This window comes from Singulisphaera chitinilytica (genome assembly GCF_049331405.1).
GTDB lineage: Bacteria > Planctomycetota > Planctomycetia > Isosphaerales > Isosphaeraceae > PoT.
This window is the reverse complement of the sequence record NZ_CP186274.1, coordinates 298,204-317,234: the sequence shown is the minus strand read 5'-3', so window position 1 is coordinate 317,234 and position 19,031 is coordinate 298,204. Positions and strand designations below refer to the sequence as shown.

Annotated in this window: 13 protein-coding genes; 8 read left to right on the top strand and 5 right to left on the bottom strand. The window is 65.1% G+C overall.

The genetic code is table 11. The features are described 5' to 3' along the window. The first annotated feature begins 164 nt into the window (after positions 1-164). Both ACOYYX_RS01135 and ACOYYX_RS01130 read left to right on the top strand, forming a co-directional pair. On the top strand, positions 165-1,649 hold the full coding sequence (locus ACOYYX_RS01135) for an efflux RND transporter periplasmic adaptor subunit (protein ID WP_422928096.1): 1,485 nt from the start codon (positions 165-167) through the stop codon (positions 1,647-1,649). Beyond that, positions 1,646-4,876: an efflux RND transporter permease subunit gene (locus tag ACOYYX_RS01130; RefSeq protein WP_422928095.1), complete on the top strand. Its 3,231-nt coding sequence runs from the start codon at positions 1,646-1,648 to the stop codon at positions 4,874-4,876. The genes ACOYYX_RS01135 and ACOYYX_RS01130 overlap by 4 nt, the downstream gene beginning before the upstream one ends. 167 nt (positions 4,877-5,043) lie before the next feature. Here the strand turns inward: ACOYYX_RS01130 and ACOYYX_RS01125 are convergent, their stop codons facing one another. Beyond that, a complete protein-coding gene (locus ACOYYX_RS01125) occupies positions 5,044-6,561 on the bottom strand; it encodes a DUF2075 domain-containing protein (protein WP_422931575.1) in 1,518 nt (505 codons plus the stop codon). 87 nt (positions 6,562-6,648) lie between these two features. Between ACOYYX_RS01125 and ACOYYX_RS01120 the strand changes: the two genes are divergently transcribed. Beyond that, on the top strand, positions 6,649-6,813 hold the full coding sequence (locus tag ACOYYX_RS01120) for a hypothetical protein (protein WP_422931724.1): 165 nt from the start codon (positions 6,649-6,651) through the stop codon (positions 6,811-6,813). 409 nt (positions 6,814-7,222) lie between these two features. Here ACOYYX_RS01120 and ACOYYX_RS01115 read toward each other — a convergent pair whose 3' ends face one another. Next, the gene (locus ACOYYX_RS01115) at positions 7,223-7,837 is read right to left on the bottom strand and encodes a sigma-70 family RNA polymerase sigma factor (protein WP_422928094.1); all 615 of its coding nucleotides are present in this window, start codon (positions 7,835-7,837) and stop codon (positions 7,223-7,225) included. A gap of 125 nt (positions 7,838-7,962) precedes the next feature. Between ACOYYX_RS01115 and ACOYYX_RS01110 the strand changes: the two genes are divergently transcribed. The 4 genes from ACOYYX_RS01110 to ACOYYX_RS01095 all read left to right on the top strand — a co-directional run bounded on the left by ACOYYX_RS01110 (position 7,963) and on the right by ACOYYX_RS01095 (position 12,901). Continuing rightward, complete coding sequence (locus tag ACOYYX_RS01110) at positions 7,963-8,634, top strand: hydrolase (protein WP_422928093.1); 672 nt, start codon at positions 7,963-7,965, stop codon at positions 8,632-8,634. Positions 8,635-8,719: 85 nt separating this feature from the next. Then, positions 8,720-10,576, top strand: a complete 1,857-nt coding sequence (locus tag ACOYYX_RS01105) for an amidohydrolase (RefSeq protein ID WP_422928092.1) — start codon at positions 8,720-8,722, stop codon at positions 10,574-10,576. After that, on the top strand, positions 10,561-12,159 hold the full coding sequence (locus tag ACOYYX_RS01100; protein ID WP_422928091.1) for an alginate export family protein: 1,599 nt from the start codon (positions 10,561-10,563) through the stop codon (positions 12,157-12,159). Before ACOYYX_RS01105 ends, ACOYYX_RS01100 begins: the two co-directional genes overlap by 16 nt. A gap of 22 nt (positions 12,160-12,181) precedes the next feature. Next, on the top strand, positions 12,182-12,901 hold the full coding sequence (locus tag ACOYYX_RS01095) for a M17 family peptidase N-terminal domain-containing protein (protein WP_422928090.1): 720 nt from the start codon (positions 12,182-12,184) through the stop codon (positions 12,899-12,901). 93 nt (positions 12,902-12,994) lie between these two features. Here the strand turns inward: ACOYYX_RS01095 and ACOYYX_RS01090 are convergent, their stop codons facing one another. After that, positions 12,995-15,823: a hypothetical protein gene (locus ACOYYX_RS01090; protein WP_422928089.1), complete on the bottom strand. Its 2,829-nt coding sequence runs from the start codon at positions 15,821-15,823 to the stop codon at positions 12,995-12,997. A gap of 358 nt (positions 15,824-16,181) precedes the next feature. Between ACOYYX_RS01090 and ACOYYX_RS01085 the strand changes: the two genes are divergently transcribed. Beyond that, positions 16,182-16,433 (top strand): hypothetical protein, encoded by a 252-nt coding sequence (locus tag ACOYYX_RS01085; protein WP_422928088.1) that lies wholly within the window; start codon positions 16,182-16,184, stop codon positions 16,431-16,433. Here the strand turns inward: ACOYYX_RS01085 and ACOYYX_RS01080 are convergent. Both ACOYYX_RS01080 and ACOYYX_RS01075 read right to left on the bottom strand, forming a co-directional pair. Beyond that, a complete protein-coding gene (locus ACOYYX_RS01080; RefSeq protein WP_422928087.1) occupies positions 16,430-18,262 on the bottom strand; it encodes a hypothetical protein in 1,833 nt (610 codons plus the stop codon). The genes ACOYYX_RS01085 and ACOYYX_RS01080 overlap by 4 nt on opposite strands. A 210-nt stretch (positions 18,263-18,472) precedes the next feature. Next, positions 18,473-19,018 carry a TetR/AcrR family transcriptional regulator gene (locus ACOYYX_RS01075; protein WP_422928086.1) on the bottom strand — a complete coding sequence of 182 codons (546 nt, stop codon included), beginning with the start codon at positions 19,016-19,018 and terminating at the stop codon, positions 18,473-18,475. Positions 19,019-19,031: the final 13 nt, after the last annotated feature.

The window sequence follows — 19,031 nt, the reverse complement described above, 5'->3', positions numbered from 1 at the left end:
CCTCCCCTTTTTCCGGGATCGGACCGATCCGGGGGGGAATGCCGAGCACGCACAAACTCCATCTCTCGTGTTGTATATACAAGGCCAAATCGACCCGGCCTCGCTCGGCGGATGAAGGCGGGTTGCGGCCCGCGGCGAGAGCCCACAGTCATAAGGTGATGATCATGAAATCCGAGTCCAGCCGCTGGGCTTTTCGCTCGGGGTTCCGGGCGCCCTGGCTCGTGCCGCTCCTGGTCGTCGGCTGCACGCCGACGGCTCCCCCCCCGGCCCCCGGCCCGGCGAAGGTCGTCGCGACGACGCCCGTCCGCAAGGCCATCGTCGAGTGGGACGAGTACGTCGGGCGGATCGACCCGATTGAGGAGGTCGAGGTGCGGGCACGCGTGAGCGGACACCTCGACTCGACGCACTTCGTGGAGGGGCAGATCGTCAAGAAGGGGGACCTGCTCTGCATCCTCGACCAGAGACCCTTCCGCCTGGCCGTCGAGCAGGCCGAGGCCGACCTCGCCAGGGCGTTGGCGAGGGAGCAGGAGGCCGAGGCCCAGCGGATCCAGGCCGAGGCCGAGGTCCGCTCCACCGAGTCCCAGCGCGAGCTCGCCGGCCTGATGCTCAGACGCGCCCGGCAGCTCCACGCCAGGAACGCGGCACCCCAGGAGGAACTCGACACCCGCGAGACGACGTACAAGCAAACGAGCGCCGACCTCGACGTGAAGGTTGCCCGGATCGCCCTGGCCAAGGCGGCGGTCGTCACGGCCGCGGCCGACACCAGGGCCGCCAGGTCGCAACTGGCGAACGCCCGCCTGAACCTCGGGTACACCGAGGTCCGCGCCCCGGTCACCGGCATGGTGAGCAACCGCGTCGTCACCGACGGCAACCTGATCAGCGGCGGGACCGACCAGGCCACGCTGCTGACGACCATCGTCTCGCTCGACCCGATCCACTGCTACTTCGACGCCGACGAGCGCTCGTTCCTCAAGTACAAGCGCCTGGCCGAGGCCGGCAAGCTCTCCGACCTCCGCCGCTCGAAGCTCCCCGTCTACGTCGGGCTCTCCGACGAGTCGAAGGGCTTCGCGCACCAGGGGCACCTCGATTTCCTCGACAACCGGATGGATCGCAGGACGGCCACCATGCGAGGCCGGGCCATCCTGCCGAACCCGGATATGGGCCTGACCCCGGGCCTCTTCGCCAAGGTGCGGATCCCCGGGAGCGGACGATATGAGGCCGTCCTGATCCCCGACTCGGCGATCGGCACCGACCAATCCGAGAAATATGTCCTGGTGATCGAGCCGGACAACAAGGTTCGGCGCCAGAAGGTCGAGATCGGTCGGCGCGTCCAGGGACTCCGGATCGTCCGGGAAGGGCTCGAGGGGAGCGAGAAGATCCTCCTCCGCGGCCTCCAGCGGGTCCGCCCCGGGGGACAGGTCGAGGCGACGTTCGAGGAGACGGTCGCCGTCAACGACGGGCTCCCCGACGACGCCCAGCCGCTTCCCAAGGAGCGATGGCTCCCCTCGTACACGAGCAGCCGGGCGACCTCGGCCGAGCCCACGTTCGGCCTGGGGGAGGCGCCCCGACTCGGCCTCGCCGAGCCTTCGACCCCGACGGCCGCGAACGAATCGACCACCCGGGATTCCCGCACGAAAGGGATGCCATGAAGATCGCACATTTCTTCATCGATCGGCCGATCTTCGCCACGGTCGTCTCGATCGTGATCACCATCTTCGGGGGGATCTCCTACCTCGGGCTGCCGGCGGCCCAGTACCCCGACATCGTGCCGCCGACGATCGTCGTGCGGGCGAGCTACCCGGGGGCCTCGCCCGAGGTCATCGCCGACACGGTGGCCACGCCGATCGAGCAGGAGGTCAACGGCGTCGAGGACATGCTTTATATGTCCTCGCAATGCACCGTGGACGGCCAGATGGAGCTGACCGTCACGTTCCGCCTGGGCGCCGACCTCGACAACGCCCAGGTGCTCGTGCAGAACCGCGTGGCGACGGCCGAGCCTCGTCTGCCCGAGGAGGTCCGTCGCCAGGGGGTCACGACGCTCAAGGCGTCGCCGGATATCCTCATGGTCATCCATCTGGTCTCGCCCGACAAGCGCTATGACCAACTCTACCTCAGTAATTATGCTCTGATCCAGGTGCGCGACGCCCTGGCCCGGATCGAGGGGGTCGGGTCGATCACGACGCCCGGCCTCCGCGAGTACAGCATGCGGGTCTGGCTCGACCCCGAGCAGCTCTCGCACCTGTCGCTGGTCCCCTCCGACGTGGTGCGGGCGATGCAGTCGCAGAACCTCCAGGTGGCCTCGGGGGTCGTCGGCCAGGCCCCGCAGTCGACCAAGGGGGATTTCCAGCTCACGGTGAAGACCCTCGGCCGGCTCGCCGAGCCCAAGCAGTTCGCCGACATCATCGTCAAGACGGGGGACGACGGCCGCGTCGTCCGCGTCAGCGACGTCGCCCGGATCGAGCTGGGAGCCCGCGACTACACCATCAACAGCTACGTCGATGGCGAGACGGGCGTCGGTATGGCCATCACCCAGCGCCCCGGCTCCAACGCCCTGGCGACCGCCGCCGCCCTCCAGCAGACGATCGAGCGGCTCTCCAAGGACTTCCCCGAGGGCCTCACGTACCGGATCGCCTACAACCCGACGGTCTTCGTCCGCGAGTCGATCGACTCGGTGATCCACACCCTGTACGAAGCGGCAATCCTCGTCGTGATCGTGGTGCTCGTCTTCCTCCAGAACTGGCGGGCGACCCTGATCCCTTTGATCGCCATCCCGGTCTCGCTGGTCGGCACGTTCGCCGCGATGTCGGCGTTCGGGTTCTCGCTGAACATGCTCTCGCTCTTCGGCCTGGTGCTGGCCATCGGCATCGTGGTCGACGACGCCATCGTGGTGGTCGAGAACGTCGAGCGGCACATCGCCGCCGGCCTTGCGCCTCGGGCGGCCGCACATAAAGCGATGGACGAGGTCACCGCGGCGGTCATCGCCATCGCGGTCGGGCTCTCGGCGGTGTTCGTCCCCACGGCGTTCATCTCGGGGATCAGCGGGCAGTTCTACCGCCAGTTCGCCCTGACGATCGCGGTATCAACCCTGATATCCGCATTCGTCTCGCTGACGCTCAGCCCCGCGCTCTGCGCGATCCTCTTGCAACCGCATGGAGCCCGCAAGGATCGGTTCGGCCGCGCCTGGGACTTCGTCCTCGGCTGGTTCTTCCGCCTCTTCAACCGCCTGTTCGACCGCGTGAGCAGCCGATACGCGGCGACGGTCGGCTGGCTCCTCCGACGCCTCGCGATCCCCTTGCTGCTCTACGCCGTGCTGATCGGCCTGACCGGCTACGGCTTCAAGGTCGTCCCCTCGGGCTTCATCCCGCGGCAGGACAAGGGATACCTCATCACCGTGATCCAGCTCCCGGACGGGGCCTCGCTGGAGCGTACCGACGAGATCGTCCGGCGTGCCAGCGCGATCATCCGCAAGAACAAGGTGGTCGGCCACACGGTGGAGTTCGTCGGCTACTCGGGTGCGGCCCGATCCAACAACCCGAGTGCGGCGGTGATCTTCTTCGGGCCTCCTCTGCCGCATGAGCGCAAGGATCCGCACGACCAGCCGAACATCCTCAAGGAGCTGGCTTCGGTGCAGAAGGAGCTGATGCAGATCCCCGACGCCAACATCTTCGTCATCCCCGCCCCGCCCGTGCAGGGCCTGGGGACCTCGGGCGGCTACAAGTTCCTGGTGCAGGATCGCCAGGGGCACGGCGCCCGGGCGCTCCAGGATGCGACGCAGGAGCTGATCGCCGCGGCGAGAAAAGAGCCGGCCCTCGCGGGCGTCTTTACCATCTACGGCGCCGGCACTCCGCAGATCTTCGCCGACGTCGACCGGGTCAAGGCCCAGATGCTCGACATTCCGCTGACGAACGTCTTCGACGCATTGCAGGTGAACCTCGGGTCGGCGTATGTCAATGACTTCAACCTGTACGGCCGGACCTTCCAGGTGCGGGCGCAGGCGGAGGAGAAGTTCCGCGACACGGCCGACGACATCGACCAGCTCAAGGCGAGGAACGCGACCGGCGAGATGGTCCCGCTCGGCTCGGTGGTCGACGTGCGCTGGGAGACCGGCCCCGATCGCGTCGTCCGCTACAACATGTATCCATCTGCCGAAGTCCAGGGGGACACCTCCCCCGGCTTCAGCTCCGGCCAGGCCATCGCGACCATCGAACGCCTCGCCAAAGAAATCCTCCCGCAGGGGATGACGATCGAGTGGACCGACATCGCCTATCAGGAGCAGCTCGCGGGGAACTCGGCGCTCTACATCTTCCCACTCTGCGTGCTCTTCGTCTTCCTCGTCCACTCGGCCGAGTACGAGAGTTGGACGCTCCCCCTGGCGATCATCCTGATCGCGCCGATCTGCCTGCCGTTCGCGTTGGGCGGTGTCTGGCTCCGAGGCATGGACAACAACCTGATCACGCAGATCAGCTTCGTGGTCCTTATCGGCCTGGCGGCCAAGAACGCCGTGCTCATCGTGGAGTTCGCCAAGCACCAGGAGGAGCATGGCCTCACCCCCTACGAGGCCGCCGTCGAGGCCTGCCGCCTGCGTTTGCGGCCGATCATCATGACGTCGTTCGCGTTCATCCTCGGCGTCCTCCCGCTCGCCAGGGCGGTCGGCCCCGGCTACGAGATGCGGCAAGTGCTTGGCACCACCGTCTTCAGCGGCATGCTCGGCGTCACCCTCTTCGGCCTCTTCCTGACCCCGGCCTTCTACGTCGTCCTCCGCAAGCTCTCCATCCGCCTCCGCGGCCACCGGACCGAGCCTGCGGCTGAATCAACCACTCACGCCGAGCCCCCCGCCCCCCATTTTCAGGAGCCTGCCCACGCCCATTCGTCCTGACGCGCCTTACCTACTATCTATCACCTCACCCACGAGACGGCGGCATCCCCCCCGGATGCCGCCGTCTCGCTGCGCGGCCTTGCGTCGCCCGACCGCGATCATCAAGGTCTAGAGACTATTTAATACAATAATTAATAAGAGGAATTTTAAAAATCAAAACCTATTCTTCAGCTCAGTAGTTCGATTCCGCAATCTTGCAGATAGAGCGCGATGCGATCGTAGATCTCGGGGGGTCGGGTGTGGTCTCGAGGGTCGCCACGCGGCACCCAGATGACGGTCCCTTCCCGGGCGCGGGTGAGGAGCACGCGGTACTTGTTCACGACGTAACGCCTCGTGGTTTCATCCCGGACGAGTTGCCATTGCGTGCCCCGGAATGTGCGGCACACCCAGCGATCGGCCTCGGGTAGGAGATCACCACCCCAGCAGAGACAGGTCCAATCGAGTTCGAGCCCTTGGATGCCGAATTCGGTCGCCGGGACCTCCAGGTAATGGGAGGATCGAACATCCTCGGGGCCGTTCAAGAACCAATTCTCCGCGTCCAGTTCTGCGGTGACATTAAGCCCGTGAGCACGTAGGCGTCTTGCGCCGCTGCTCGCGACCAGGCCAACCCGCCGGTGCCCGCGGCGTCGCGAACGCAGCCATTCCTTCGCCTCATCGAGGTCGCGAGTCAGGACCAAAGGAAAATCGGCGAGCCTCCCTCTCAAGGAGAGAGCCCTGCTGCGATCGAGCCGCAGGATCGCGTCGACGAACTCCGAGAGGACCTCTGCCTTATATGAGCGGAGGTTGACACTCAGGTGGAGCGATGCGTCTTCGGAGATTTCGAGCCCTTCCGGCAATTCCTCGAAAAGACAGGCTCCCGTCGAGTGCGTCCCCACTTTCAGTTCCGGGGAAACGAAGACGTCCCAGTGAGGAAACTTGGAGGCGATTGCCCTCCCCCACTCCGAGAGCCCCGCCTCGCCCCGGTTGATCTCCTGGCCGCCACCGACGAGAGCCACGATCACGGCCCAATCCTCGTGGCGATTCATGATTTCCAAGAGTATTTCCGGTTCCGAGTGATCGCGTTTGAACTTTCTCTTCGATTGGGCGGCATCCCAAGCCCGCTGCGCCTCGTCGAACACAACGACCTTGTCCACCGGAATCTTGCCCGGGTCGGCGAAGTAATGGTCGATGAAACGATGGACGTTCTGGATGAAGGTCTCGACTTTCCGTCGAGATTGCGCGAGGGGTTGGCCGAGCCGGACAGCCGCGTCTCGCGCGAGTGCCTCGGTCAACACGCGCACGAGCGGACCGTTGCCCGAGAGGAAGACGCCAAGGTCGCCATCGTGAATCTTTTTATTGTGAACAATATTTAATCCGGCTAGCGTTTTGCCTGCGCCCGGAACCCCCGTGATGAAGCAGATCAGCTTACGTCGCTGGCGACGAGCGTCATCCACCGCGGAGATGATCGCTTCCGTTGTACGGGTCAGATTCTCGATACCCGAGTGGCAGCGAGAGATCTCGTTCACGTTCTGCCCGGCGTACAGGGCCTGCGCGGCCTCGATGATGGTGGGCGTCGGAGCATAGTCGCTCTCGTCCCAACGCACCGGGTCGAGGGGTGGGCTCCCGGCATCTCTATGGAGCCGGAGACTCTCTGCAAGCAAAGTCGGAAAATCATCGCCATTCGAAAGCCATGTGGATTGAACCATCTCTGAAACTATCACGTGTGACCGAGGTCGGCTCGCAGCCTCCGTCGCCACCAAGAACGGAATGAGCTTCCGCCCGAAACTCTCGCGATGAAAGTCGCCGAGGTCGAGACAATAGTCTTCCACTTGGGCGATCGCGTCGCTGCTAAACTCGCGAGCGCCGCACTTGAATTCGAGGACGACGATCACGGTGCCGGCGAGGATCACGGCATCGATCCGCTTGCCTCGCCGAGGGATCGGATACTCGAGCAGTAGTTCCCATGACCCTGCTTCAAACTCGGCGCAGAGCTTCTCTACGCAGCCCTTGAGCAAAGCGACCTGCGCGTGCCACGCTATGGTTTGTGAGTGGACTTGCTGATAGAACCCGGCACCGGCTGCCTCGTTCGTCAAACGTCCTGTGATCTGATCCACGTGGTCGTTCAGGAACCCACGGAAATGACGTCGATAGAATGCGGGCATGCCCGGTCTCCGGCCGTTGTTCGCAAGCGAGCGATCAAGCATATTCGCAGCAAGGCACGGAGGACGAGAACCTTGCAAGGTTGATAAACGCTATCGCATCAACCTTGCGATGGCCAAGACCAGCCATTAACCCCTACTGAAATGCTTATCAGGCTGGGTCCCCATTTGGCCTTCTGGCTCATGGTTCGGAAGGACTCGGGCCGCGTCATTCGGAGGGCTCGAGGGGCGCGGGGCGGAGGTCGTCGAGGACCTCAGCGAGGTGGGCGAGGCTCTTGCGCAGGCGACGCTTGGCGGTCGATTCCGAGACACCGAGGATCCGGGCGGCCTCGGTCATGGTCAGGCCCTGGATGCGGACGAGGTCGAAGACCTCGCGCTCGTCGTCGGGGAGGTCGTCGATGGCGCGGAACATCCGGCGGCCATCCATCGTCAGGGCCGAGCCGCTGTCGCCCGGCGAGGGGATGAATTCCTCGTGAAGCTCGACCATGGCGGGACGCTCGTCCAGGCGTCGGGCCAGGTCATTCAACTCCCAGCGCATGTGCTGGCCAGCCATCGCGAAGTATTCGCGCACGCCGGTGGGCTTGGCCTCGCGGAGCGCCTTCATCAGCCGCTCGACGACGGCGCTCAGCAACTCCTCGGCCTCGAGGTTCAAGGGGGGTTGGGTCAGGCGGGGGTAGCTCCGCGAGAGGAGCAGGACGCAGAGGCGTCGGAGCCGGCAGGCCGAGCGTTCCAGCAGGGCGCGGACGATCGCCTCGGATGGGACCTCTGCACCGAGGTCGTCGAGGATGCGCTGGACGGCGAGGGTGGTGGGTTCTTGGTCCATATCGCGAGTACCGGCCGCTCCTTGCAGCTCGAGCACCCCGATTCTAGCAGGATGCGTGAACCCCCGCCACGCTTAGGGTGATAGCGAGCCGATCGGCAGCCCCCCCAACCCAGGGAGTTCGAGCCTTGTCCAATAAAATTCACAGCCTGCTGACGCCCGAGAATTGCACCGTCGTCTTCATCGACCACCAGCCGCAGATGACCTTCGGCGTGACGAGCATCGACCGCCAGAGCCTGTTCAATAACACGATCGGGCTGGCCAAGGCGGCGAAGGTGTTCGACGTCCCGGTCATCCTCACGACCGTCGAGACCGAGACTTTCAGCGGCAACATGTGGCCGCAGCTCACCGACATCTTCCCCGGCCAGAAGCTCTTCGAGCGGACCTCCATGAACGCCTGGGAGGACAAGCCGTTCGTCGCCGAGGTCGAGCGGCTCGGCCGCAAGAAGCTGGTCATCGCCGCCCTCTGGACCGAGGTCTGCCTCGCCTTCCCCGCGATCCAGGCGATGGAGGCCGGGTACGAGGTCTACGCGGTCGATGACGCCTCGGGGGGTACGAGCGAGGTCGCGCATCGCTGCGCCATGCAGCGGGTCGTCCAGGCCGGAGCCGTGCCCGTCACCTGGCAGCAAGTCATGCTCGAATTCCAGCGAGACTGGGCGAAGCGCGAGACGTACGACGCCGTCATGCAGATCGTCCTCGAGCACTCGGGCGCCTACGGCCAGGGGGTCGAGTACGCCTACACGATGGTCCACAAGCAGCCGCCGATGGGGCTCCGCTACAAGGACAAGTCCGGGAAATAAAAGCCTCGGCGACGATCCGGGCGGGGATGTCCCCTTCGCACCGGGTGGGACGGTCGGACACATCGATAGGAAAGGGAGTTTCGCGTTGACGACGCAAACGGCCGATCTCATCCTGCGCGACGGGGCGATCTCGACGCTCGACCCGGCGCATCCCGAGGCGACCGCCATCGGGATCGCCGAAGGCAAGGTGCTCGTCGTCGGCGACGACGCCTCGGTGATGTCGACGCGAGGGCCCGCGACCCGGGTCATCGACCTCGGCGGCCGTCGCGTGATCCCCGGGCTCAACGACTCGCACCTGCACCTGATTCGCGGCGGCCTGAACTATAACCTCGAGCTGCGCTGGGACGGCGTGCCCTCGCTGGCCGAGGCCCTGCGGATGCTCCGCGAGCAGGCGATCCGGACCCCGGCCCCGCAGTGGGTCCGCGTCGTCGGAGGCTGGAACGAGTTCCAGTTCGCCGAGCGCCGGATGCCGACCCTGGCCGAGATCAACGCCGCCGCGCCCGAGACCCCCGTCTTCATCCTCCACCTCTACGACCGCGCCCTGCTCAACGCCGCGGCCCTCCGCGCGGCGGGGATCACGAAGGACTCGCCCGACCCGCCCGGCGGCCAGATCGAGCGAGACAAGCAGGGGAACCCGACCGGAGCCCTCATCGCCCGGCCGAATGCGATGATCCTGTATTCGACCCTTGCGAAAGGGCCGAAGCTCCCCCCCGAATATCAGCTCAACTCAACCCGCCACTTCATGCGGGAGCTGAACCGGCTGGGCGTGACCAGCGTGATCGACGCCGGCGGCGGCTACCAGAACTATCCCGACGACTACGCGATCATCGAGGACCTACACCGTCGCGGCGAGATGACCGTCAGGGTCGCCTACAACCTCTTCACCCAGAAGCCCAAGGAGGAGCTCTCCGACTTCTCGAAGTGGGTCGGCATGACCAGTCCCGGCGCCGGCGACGACTATTACCGGATGAACGGCGCGGGGGAGATGCTCGTCTTCTCGGCCGCCGACTTCGAGGACTTCCTCGAGCCCCGGCCCGACCTCGCCCCCGGCATGGAAGCGGAACTTCATAAGGTCGTGAGCCTCCTGGCCGAGCACCGCTGGCCTTTCCGCCTGCACGCGACGTATGACGAGTCGATCGCCCGGTTCCTCGACGTCTTCGAGGCCGTCGACCGCGAGATCCCCTTTGCGGGCCTGCGCTGGTTCTTCGACCACGCCGAGACCGTGACGGAGCGGAACCTGGAGCGGATCAAGGCGCTCGGCGGCGGCATCGCCGTGCAGCACCGCATGGCCTTCCAGGGGGAATACTTCGTCGACCGCTACGGGGCCGAGGCCGCTGCCCAGACGCCGCCGATCGCGAAGATGCTCGAGATGGGCATCCCCGTCGGAGCCGGGACGGATGCGACTCGGGTGGCGAGCTTCAACCCGTGGGTCTCGCTCTCCTGGCTCGTGAGCGGGCGGACGGTCGGCGGCCTGGCGCTCTACCCCGAGTCGAACCGGCTCGATCGCGCCACCGCGCTACGGCTCTACACGCAAGGCTCGGCCTGGATGTCGGGCGAGGAGGGCTCCAAGGGGGTCCTCGCGCCGGGGCAGCTTGGCGACCTCGCGGTGCTCTCGGCCGATTATTTCGCGGTCCCCGAGGCCGATATCAAGGGGATCCAGTCGCTGCTGACGGTGGTCGGCGGCAAGGTCGTCCACGGGAGTGGGGCATTCGGCTCCATCGCCCCGAAACCTCTCCCCGTGATGCCCGACTGGTCGCCCGTCGGATACTACGGTGGCTATCACGACGCGGCCAGGCGGACCGCCGCGGAGCTACACGCCCACGCATCGCCATGCTGCCACGGCTCGACCGTCCATCGGCTCCTGCACAAACTGACCTCGCCGAAAACCCGACAGTTCCGCGACCCCTTCTGGGGCGAGGGGTGCGCATGCTGGGCCTTCTGAAGTCGGCCCGATGGGGGCTCCGGATCGTCTGCACGCCTGCGATCATGTTCGCAGGCTTATTCTCTACCGCCCAGGAGCCCCCGCTACCCCCCTTGCCCGCTGAGGCCGGCGCGACGCCAGATAGTGGCGAGGCGGCCGGCGACGGCGCGCAGGCCGCGAGCCGACCTAACGGCGGGAATGGCGAAGTCACGCGCCTCGGGCCTGGCCAGGCTGCCGTCGCCGCGACGGTGCCGAGCACCTCGGGGGTGAGTTCCCCTTACAGGCTGCTCCGCTACGAGGAGGATTTCACCTTCCTCGCCGACCCGAAGCGCCGGGGCGATTTCTTCGACCCGGTCAAGTACATCCCCCTGTTCCGCAAGGAGGGACGCTACCTGACGATCGGCGGCGACGTCCGCGAGTGGTTCGAGTCGTATCACAACGACTCATTCGGCGAGGGGCCGGGCAACGCGCAAGGGTATAACACTTACTTCTTGCAACGCTACATGCTCCACGCCGACCTGCACCTCGGCCCGGATTTGCGGATCTTCGTCCAGTCGATCAGCGGCTTCGAGGACGGCCGGATCGGCGGCCCGAGGCCGGACATCGACGTGAACCGGTTCGACGCCCACCAGGGGTTCGTCGACTGGACCTGGCGATCGCCGGATGACTCACGGTCGCTGACCTGGCGGCTGGGGCGGCAGGAGTTCCGCTACGGCAGCGGGCGCCTGATCGACGTCCGCGAGGGGCCGAACCTCCGGCGCTCCTTCGACGGCGCCCGCGCCCTCGCAAAGCTCGGGGCCTGGTCGGTCGACGGCTGGTGGGCGAAGCCCGTGCTGAACAACCCCGGCGTCTTCGACGACGACCCCAACCCCGCCGTCTCCTTCTGGGGCCTCTACGGCGTCAGGCCTGTCGGCGACGGCTCGTTCGCGAACGTCGACGCCTATTACCTCGGTTTCCAGAACCTCGACGCCCGCTTCGACCAAGACTCCGGGCGCGAGCTGCGGCACTCGTTCGGCACGAGGCTCTGGGGGCGGCCGCTCCCCTGGGAATACAACCTCGAATATGTCTATCAGTTCGGCGACTTCGGCTCGGGCCGGATCAACGCCTGGACCGCCGCCAATGCGGTGCGATACAACTTCGCCGACGCCCCGCTCACGCCGGCCCTGGGCCTGCGGTTCGACGTCGCCAGCGGCGACCGCAACCCGAACTCCGCCAACCTCCAGACGTTCAACCCCCTCTTCCCCTCCGGGGCCTACTTCAACCTGACCGGCCCCTTCGGCCCGCAGAATATCATCGACCTGCACCCGACCCTCGACCTGCACCTCCGCAAGGACCTGACCCTCTCGGCCGACTGGACCTTCTTCTGGCGCGAGAGTTTGGAAGATGGCGTCTACAGACTCTCGGGATCGCTCCTCGCCAGCGGTCGAGACAGCCGGGCACGATACATCGGCTCCAGCCCCGCGCTGACCATGGTGTGGACCCTGAATCCTCATGTGACGCTCCTGGCCAGCTATGTCCATATCTTCCCCGGCGAATTCATCAAGCAGACGACGCCCGGCAAGGACGTCGACTACGTCACGGGTTGGCTCACCTTCAAATTTTGACGAATCGAATCGAGGAATTCCCATGCGCAAGATTCTTGCGATGCTGACGGTCGCCCTCGGCTGCCAGGTCGCGACGGCCGATCAGCCGGCGCACGCCCCGGCCGAGACGCGACTCGCCGGGCCCGAGGGCTCGTCCCTGGTCGTGCGGATGCAAGGCCCCTACGACGCCGACGTGCCGCTCCAGGTCGTCTGCTACTTCCGCCACACGGCCGAATCCGACTCCCGGATGAAGGGGGCTCCCGTCGAGCTCGACAGGCGGCTCGGCGGACTGATCGGCTCCCTCCGCGCCAGCGGCGAATTCTCCGGCGATTCCCTTGAGACGATCCTGATCGACGCCCCCGAGGGGACCATCAAGGCAAAACGCCTGCTGCTCATCGGGATCGGCGACGAGGCGAGCCTCTCGCTCGAGCGCATGGAGAAGGTCGGCCGGATCGCCCTGCGCGAGGCCGCGAGGCTCGGCGCGAAGAAGGTCGCATTCGCCCCCCTGATCCGCGACCAGGGGAACACGGCCATCGCCACGGGGGCCGTCGAGAACGCCGTCACGCGGGGCGTCCTGCTCGCCCTCGACACCGAGAAACGGCTCCAGCGGCAAGGCTTCGCCGCCCCGTTCTCGCTCGAGGAGTGGGTCGTGGAAGCCGGCCCCGCCTATTACGACGAGACCATCGCCGGGGTCAAGAAATCCATCGCCGAGGCCAAAGCCGCCGCCCATCCCTCGCGGCCCTATTCGACGAAGAGCAAGTAAGCGAATGTTATTGGAAAAGGGAGACGGGCACCTCGCCCCCGAGGTGCCCGTCTCCCTTTTTCGATCGAAGGCCTGTGTTATAAGGACCGTCCCTTACTGGTTCGGCGTCTCGCCGGCGTAGATCACCACCTTGAAGGGCCGATCCGGTGCCTTTCTGGTCGGGGCCTGGCTCAACTGCACATTGGGCGCGCTCTTGTTGTCCACCCCGTTCGGGAAGAAGACGAGCGTCGTCCCCTTCGCGAAGAGCCCTGGGAATTCGGGCGCCGTGATACTCGCCCCGAGTTGCCCGTCTCCCGGAAGGGTGATCCTGTTCAGATCCCTGAGGGGATTCGAGCCGCCCATCGACACCAGTGTGACAACCGGTTTGCCGCCTTCCTGACCGACCTTCGCCATGGCGGTGAAGCTGCCGAACTTCGTCGTCGGGAACCATTCCCTGAGGTTGTCGAGCGGTTTGGCTTTCCCCCCCTCGATCCCCGCGAACCCGACTTGAAGGTTGTTCGGCGCGTTCGTGGGATTGCCCACGGGGTCGATTGGTCCCGTCGCGATCGGGTTGGCCACGTCGTCGTCGACGGAGAAGCCGTACCCCGAGAGGCCCTCGACCTTGTGGACGAACCACACATAGGGATCGAGGTTGAAGACGTTGAACGTGGCCTGAGTGTCCTTGCCGTTCACGACGAAGTAGGTGCCCGGAACCCTCGTGGCGGGATCCGGATACCAATCATTCGGATTCGGCGTGGCCACGTAATTGACGACCCCGCGCAAGACCGACTTCACGATGTCGCGGGCCTGGGCGATGACATTCACGTCCCAGCCGCTCTTGGCGCCGGTGTCGAAGAGCACGTTGAATCCGATCACGTTGTTCACGATGCTCATCGTCTTGGGCAGGTAGGGATTCGTGATCTCCGCGGTCGATCCGATCGCCATTGTTTCATAGATGGCCCCCGCGAACGCAAGGGGGTTCGGCATGTTCTTGTTCTTGGGGAACTTGCCGGGATCGAATGCGAGCGTGTACGGCTTCGTATACTTCGCATCGGCAGGGCTGATCGGGAGGGGCTTTGGGAGGCCGAATTCGTAGGTCTGGGAGAGCGGCACGCCCGCCACGCCGTTGGTGGGGATCTTGCTCAGGGAGACGGTGTAGGTGTTGTTCGTGTTCTTGACGATCTCGAGGACCGTGGTGCCCGCCGGGACGCCGGCACCGGTCACCGTCATCCCGACGGCCAGGTTCGGAGGGAGTGTGGCAAACGTGACCTGGTTCGTCACGAAGGGACCGTCCAGGCCCTTCTTACCACTTGTGTTGAGCGAGCCCGTCGCCGACTGCGAGTAGTTCGGATACGCCTTCGCGAGAGAGCTCGTGTAGTATTGCGCCCACGAATACCAGAGGTTGGTGATGGCCGTCGTCGCGTAATCCGTCGCGATCCGCGAGAAGTCCACCGACATGGGGGCATTCGTGGGCACGTCCTTGTCGAGGGTCACGCGGACTGAACCCGTCAATCCCGGGCCGGGGATGTAGCTATTCAGCACCCCCACGATGGTCGCCTTGAAGTTGGCGTTCGAGGCGGTCACGGCGATCGTCTGATTGTACTTCTTGGCTGCGGCGACCATCGCCTCGATCGTATTGACGAAGGCCGTCTTCTGGGCCTGATTGGCGAACGTCAAGGTCAGCGTGGTCGGCCTCGGCGTGCTCACCCCGCTCGCTGTGCCGCCGGCCTTGATGGGCCCCCCGCCGGCGCTCGAGAGGAGCCATTGATTGTTGTTGTAATGCGAGGGATGGACCCCATTCGGCTCGGGCGGGTTCCTCGCATCCAGGGGGCTATTGTCGAACAGGTTTGCACCCGAGGGGATGACGTAAATCTTCGGGTTGGGATTGTAATACCGGGGCCAGCCGTTCCCGCCGAAATAGTTGCCGAGGAATGCCTTGCTGTTCGGCGTGTTGAAGACGAATTGCTGGACCAGGGGATCGAACGTCGCCTTGCGTCGGTTCGAACCGTTCCAGCCCCAGGCCTGGTTGGGGCGGTAGTAAGTCAGATTCTTGGATGCGACCGCGCCGGACGTGATCGGCACATTGGTCGCCAGGAGGGCCACGGGCGCGTGGAGCGTATTGACGTAGGAGACGTCATAGCTGAGCAAGGGGAACGTCTGCGAGGGGTTGGTGACGCCCAGCTTCGTCAGGTACGGATCCCGGAACGTCGTCTCCACGAGCTGTGCCGGGGCGTCGTCCCCCACGGCGAGCGGGTTGGGGGAGTGATAGAACATCACCAGCGGCGTGACCCCGCTCGGGTAATTAGCGCTGCTTTGTACCCAGGTGCTGCCGCTGGCGCTCGGCTGTGCGATCGTAATCTGCGCATCGGCGCTGTAGCCGTAGACATTGCTGATGGGAATGTTCGTGTTGGTCAGGTCCTTGCCGTCCGTCGCGAGGGTCAGGTGGTCTCCGTCCCAGAGGACCAGGGGCACCTGGATCGTGATGGTGGCCTCCGGGGGAAGGCCCAGCATCAACTTCTTGCTGGCCCCTGCTCCGATGGAGTAGCCCACGTACTCGCGGTACTCCTGATTATAGGGATCCTGAGGGTCATACCTCTTGCCAAGCGTCTTACCGGTGTTCGGGCTCCGCAAGAATGGGTAGATGAAGTCATCCGAATAGTTCGTGATGGTGATGGTCTTCATCGCATTGTTCTTGTCGGGGGCCGTGAGGCCCGCGACCCCGCCGTCCTTGACCAGGACGATCGGGGGCCCGCCATTCCAGATGATCTTCGACAGGTCGACCTGGTTGTTGAGGCTGACCTGCGGTATCGGGACCCCGCCCGCCATCAGGCAGCGTTCTTCCAGGTGCAGGAGCTGAGACCTGAACTGGGCGCTCTTCCGGAACTGCCGGCGATTGCTGCCATTAAGACGACGAAACCGCGACGCGAAAGATCCATGAAGCACGGGATGGCCCCTCTTGTTCAGGTGCAAGGTGTGGACCGGATGATGCCGTCGTCCGGGAATTAGGCGACCGACAGATGTTCGTTCGATGGCGTCGACAGCGACGCAACCTCGGCTCGTTCGTCAACCGAGGCTAACAAAGAATCGGGCCATGCCATGTTCGCTCGGAGCCTGCGCACGCCAGAGGCATGAGTGACTTTCAGATGTATCAAGACCCCAAGATACATCGAATGTATCGTTCGTTATGTAGAAAGCAAGAAAAAACCCCGCAAACCGTCCAGTTCTCCAGGGAGAATGATACTCGCCTAATATCACTATCCTACACGTTTCGGAAGACTTCAGGGCAAGGCCGAGGCAACCCATGCAGACGATTGCTGGTCCGCATGCGACGATTGGAGGGGACGCGACCTCCCAGAGGGAACCCTCCGAAAGCGGGCCGATCCGCAGAGTCGTCGTCAACGGCGTCGAGGCGAAGCTGATCGACGCCACGTTCGGCCAGTGGGTCGCCGCGATCGACAACCCCGGCAGGGGACATCCCATCGAGGCCCAGGCCGAGGACGCCGCCAAGAACAAGGAGCCGAGGCCCCACCGCATCGCCGACAACCCATCTTAATCCCTGGATGCGTCGATCGCCTTCTTCGTCGGCTCGGGGTCGTGCTTCATCCGGATCCGCCAGGCGAGTTCCTCGGGCGAGACGACGCGGATCCGTTCGGGCAAACGCTCGGCGCACCAGGTGAACGGGGTGTATCCGCGGAGGCCGCCCCTGGACTCCGCGCCCTCCTGCGGCATGTTCTCCGCATCCTCGGCGTTCCCGGGCACCTTGCGGAAATAGGACCAGGCGTGGTCGATCGCCCAGTCGAACCGGGGGCCGTCGGCGGGGGGCGTGGACGCGACGGTCTCCTCGATCAGGCGAGCCACCTTCGCGGGCGTGCCGGCCAGCGCCCGCTCGTTCGCGTGCTCCCAGACCGAGTACCGGGCCGAGATGACCGGGATCTCGACGCCCGCCTTATCCTTCACCCAGAAGGTCTTGCCCGCGCCTCCTTCATAGGGGGCGTACTGGAAGACGAAGATGGCGAGCAGCCCTTCCGTCGCCCCCGCGAAGACCTCGTACGACTTGAGGGCGTCGGGCGAGTCGACCTTCGCCATGTTGAAGCCGATGATCCGCGTGTTGTTGCGTCGCATCCATTCCCGGGTCCGGGCGGCGTGCTTCGCGAGTAGGTCCCAGCGGTTCGCCCGCTCGAGGCCGAAGAGGTCGGGATAGTAGTAGCCCCCGCCCCATTCGACGAATGTGTCGTTGGGCAACTGCGTGGCCGACGCGTAGTCGATCGCCTCGGGGCAGAGCTGGGCGAGGTGCGCGAAGCAGGATGACCAGCCATAAGGGAACCGGCCGCGGTCAATGCTCGCCCAGAAGCTCGGGATGCTGCGGAAGAAGCCCCCTTCGAGCCACTGCACGTTGTCGCCGTCGCTGCTCACGAAGCTGACGGCGCCCCGGTTGTCGTTCCAGTCGATCCTCTTCGGGTCGAAGGCCTTGATGCGCGGGGAGTCGACTTTCTCCGTCCCCGCCATGAGCACCGGCAGGTTCATGCACCAATCCGTGGCCGTCTGGATATGTCCATGAATCGTGGAAATCCGGGTCGACTCGAACTCGTCGCCGCCGTTCCAGCCCACGATCGGGGAGAGGGGCTCGAGCCATCGCATGGCCTCGTCCAGCGGCTCCCCCGCGCCGAACATGGTGAAGGCCTTCTGGGCGATGGCGAGGTCTCGGGTGTGCGGCTTCCTCGGATCCTGGGTGCAAAGCATGCGTCGATTAAACTGATCACGATACGTCTCGAAGCACCAGGCCTGCGTCTTCTCGCGGGCATCGGCCAGGAGTTTGAGCCCGTGCTTCTTCGCCTCGCCCTCGAGTTCCTCGTCGACGATGATGCCGTCGAGCACCCCGGCCAGGCTCGTGGCCACGTTGACGGAGACGTCCATCCCCTTGCGATACGCGTTGATGTCGCCGCTCGACGGGTCGCGGCGATAAAGGATATAGCCCCGGATGACCCCCTCCTTGACGAAGCGGTCGACGAGTTCCCACGGCGAAAGCAGCCCCCGCGTCTCGAGCCCCGGGTGCCGCTTGCCGAGTCGGCCGAACCAATCCTCGATGTCGAAGTTCCCTGAGCCGACCCAGACCATCTCATCGCCGCGCCCCTCGTTGACCGCCTTCGCGGCCAGCCCGGCGACCGACTGCACCATCATCTGGTGCGAAACAGAAGGAGGCGGGAACCCATGCATATCCCCCGTCCTCAAGACCCCCTTCGGCACCCCCTGCACCGGCCACCACCGCGGCTCTTCCGCATTCGCCGGAATGGCCTGACAGGCTCCCCAGAAGAGGCCGCAGATGAGGAGACGCCGCCAGAGCGCGGCCGTCATCGGATTGATCCGCCGGGTCGACAGGGACATATTGCACGAACCTCTTGGCAAGGCAGGAGTTCACGACGGGAGCGCCCGGACTTTATCCACCGAGGCGGCCCGGCCGTCGTCCTAGATCACAGCGAGTCGCCCGATCATACGAGGAAGATGGAACCGCGAACAGGCTTTGCCTTCGCCACGGGCGATTCATCATAATTTTACTTACAATAAATTCATCACAATTTTTTCCTCGCGTTCATATCAATTCTTTACCAGACTCTTCGCCGCTTCCTCGAGGATCTCCGCCGATAAACCGGGGTCGTCCACGACGCGGGCCATCGTCATCGCACCGATCATGGTCGAGACGGTCACAAGCGCCCGACGCCTGGCCGCGTCGGTCTTGCCGTACTGGCTCGCGACGAGGCCCACGAGGTCCCGGAAGCCCTCTGTTGCAAGCGCCCGCGTCTTCTCATCGAGCCGGCCGAGTTCGCTCCCGATCGAGGCGAGCGGGCAGCCCCCCTCCGGATTGTCGCGGTGGCGGGCCGAGAGGTAGCGGGACGGCACCGGGCCCTCCGAGCTGGCCTCCCTCAACCGCTCGACGAGCGCCTGCATGGCCTCGGCGTAGGCCTCGGCGACGAGCTGATCCTTCGACTCGAAATGCTTGTAGAAGCCGCCATGCGTCAGGCCGGCGGCCTTCATCAGGTCGTTGAGCCCGGTCGCGCCGACCCCGTTCTTGCGGAACTCCGCCGCGGCCGTCGTAACGATCCGCTTGCGGGTCTGCGCCGCCTCCTCCCTCGACTTCCGCATGACCGCCCCTCTC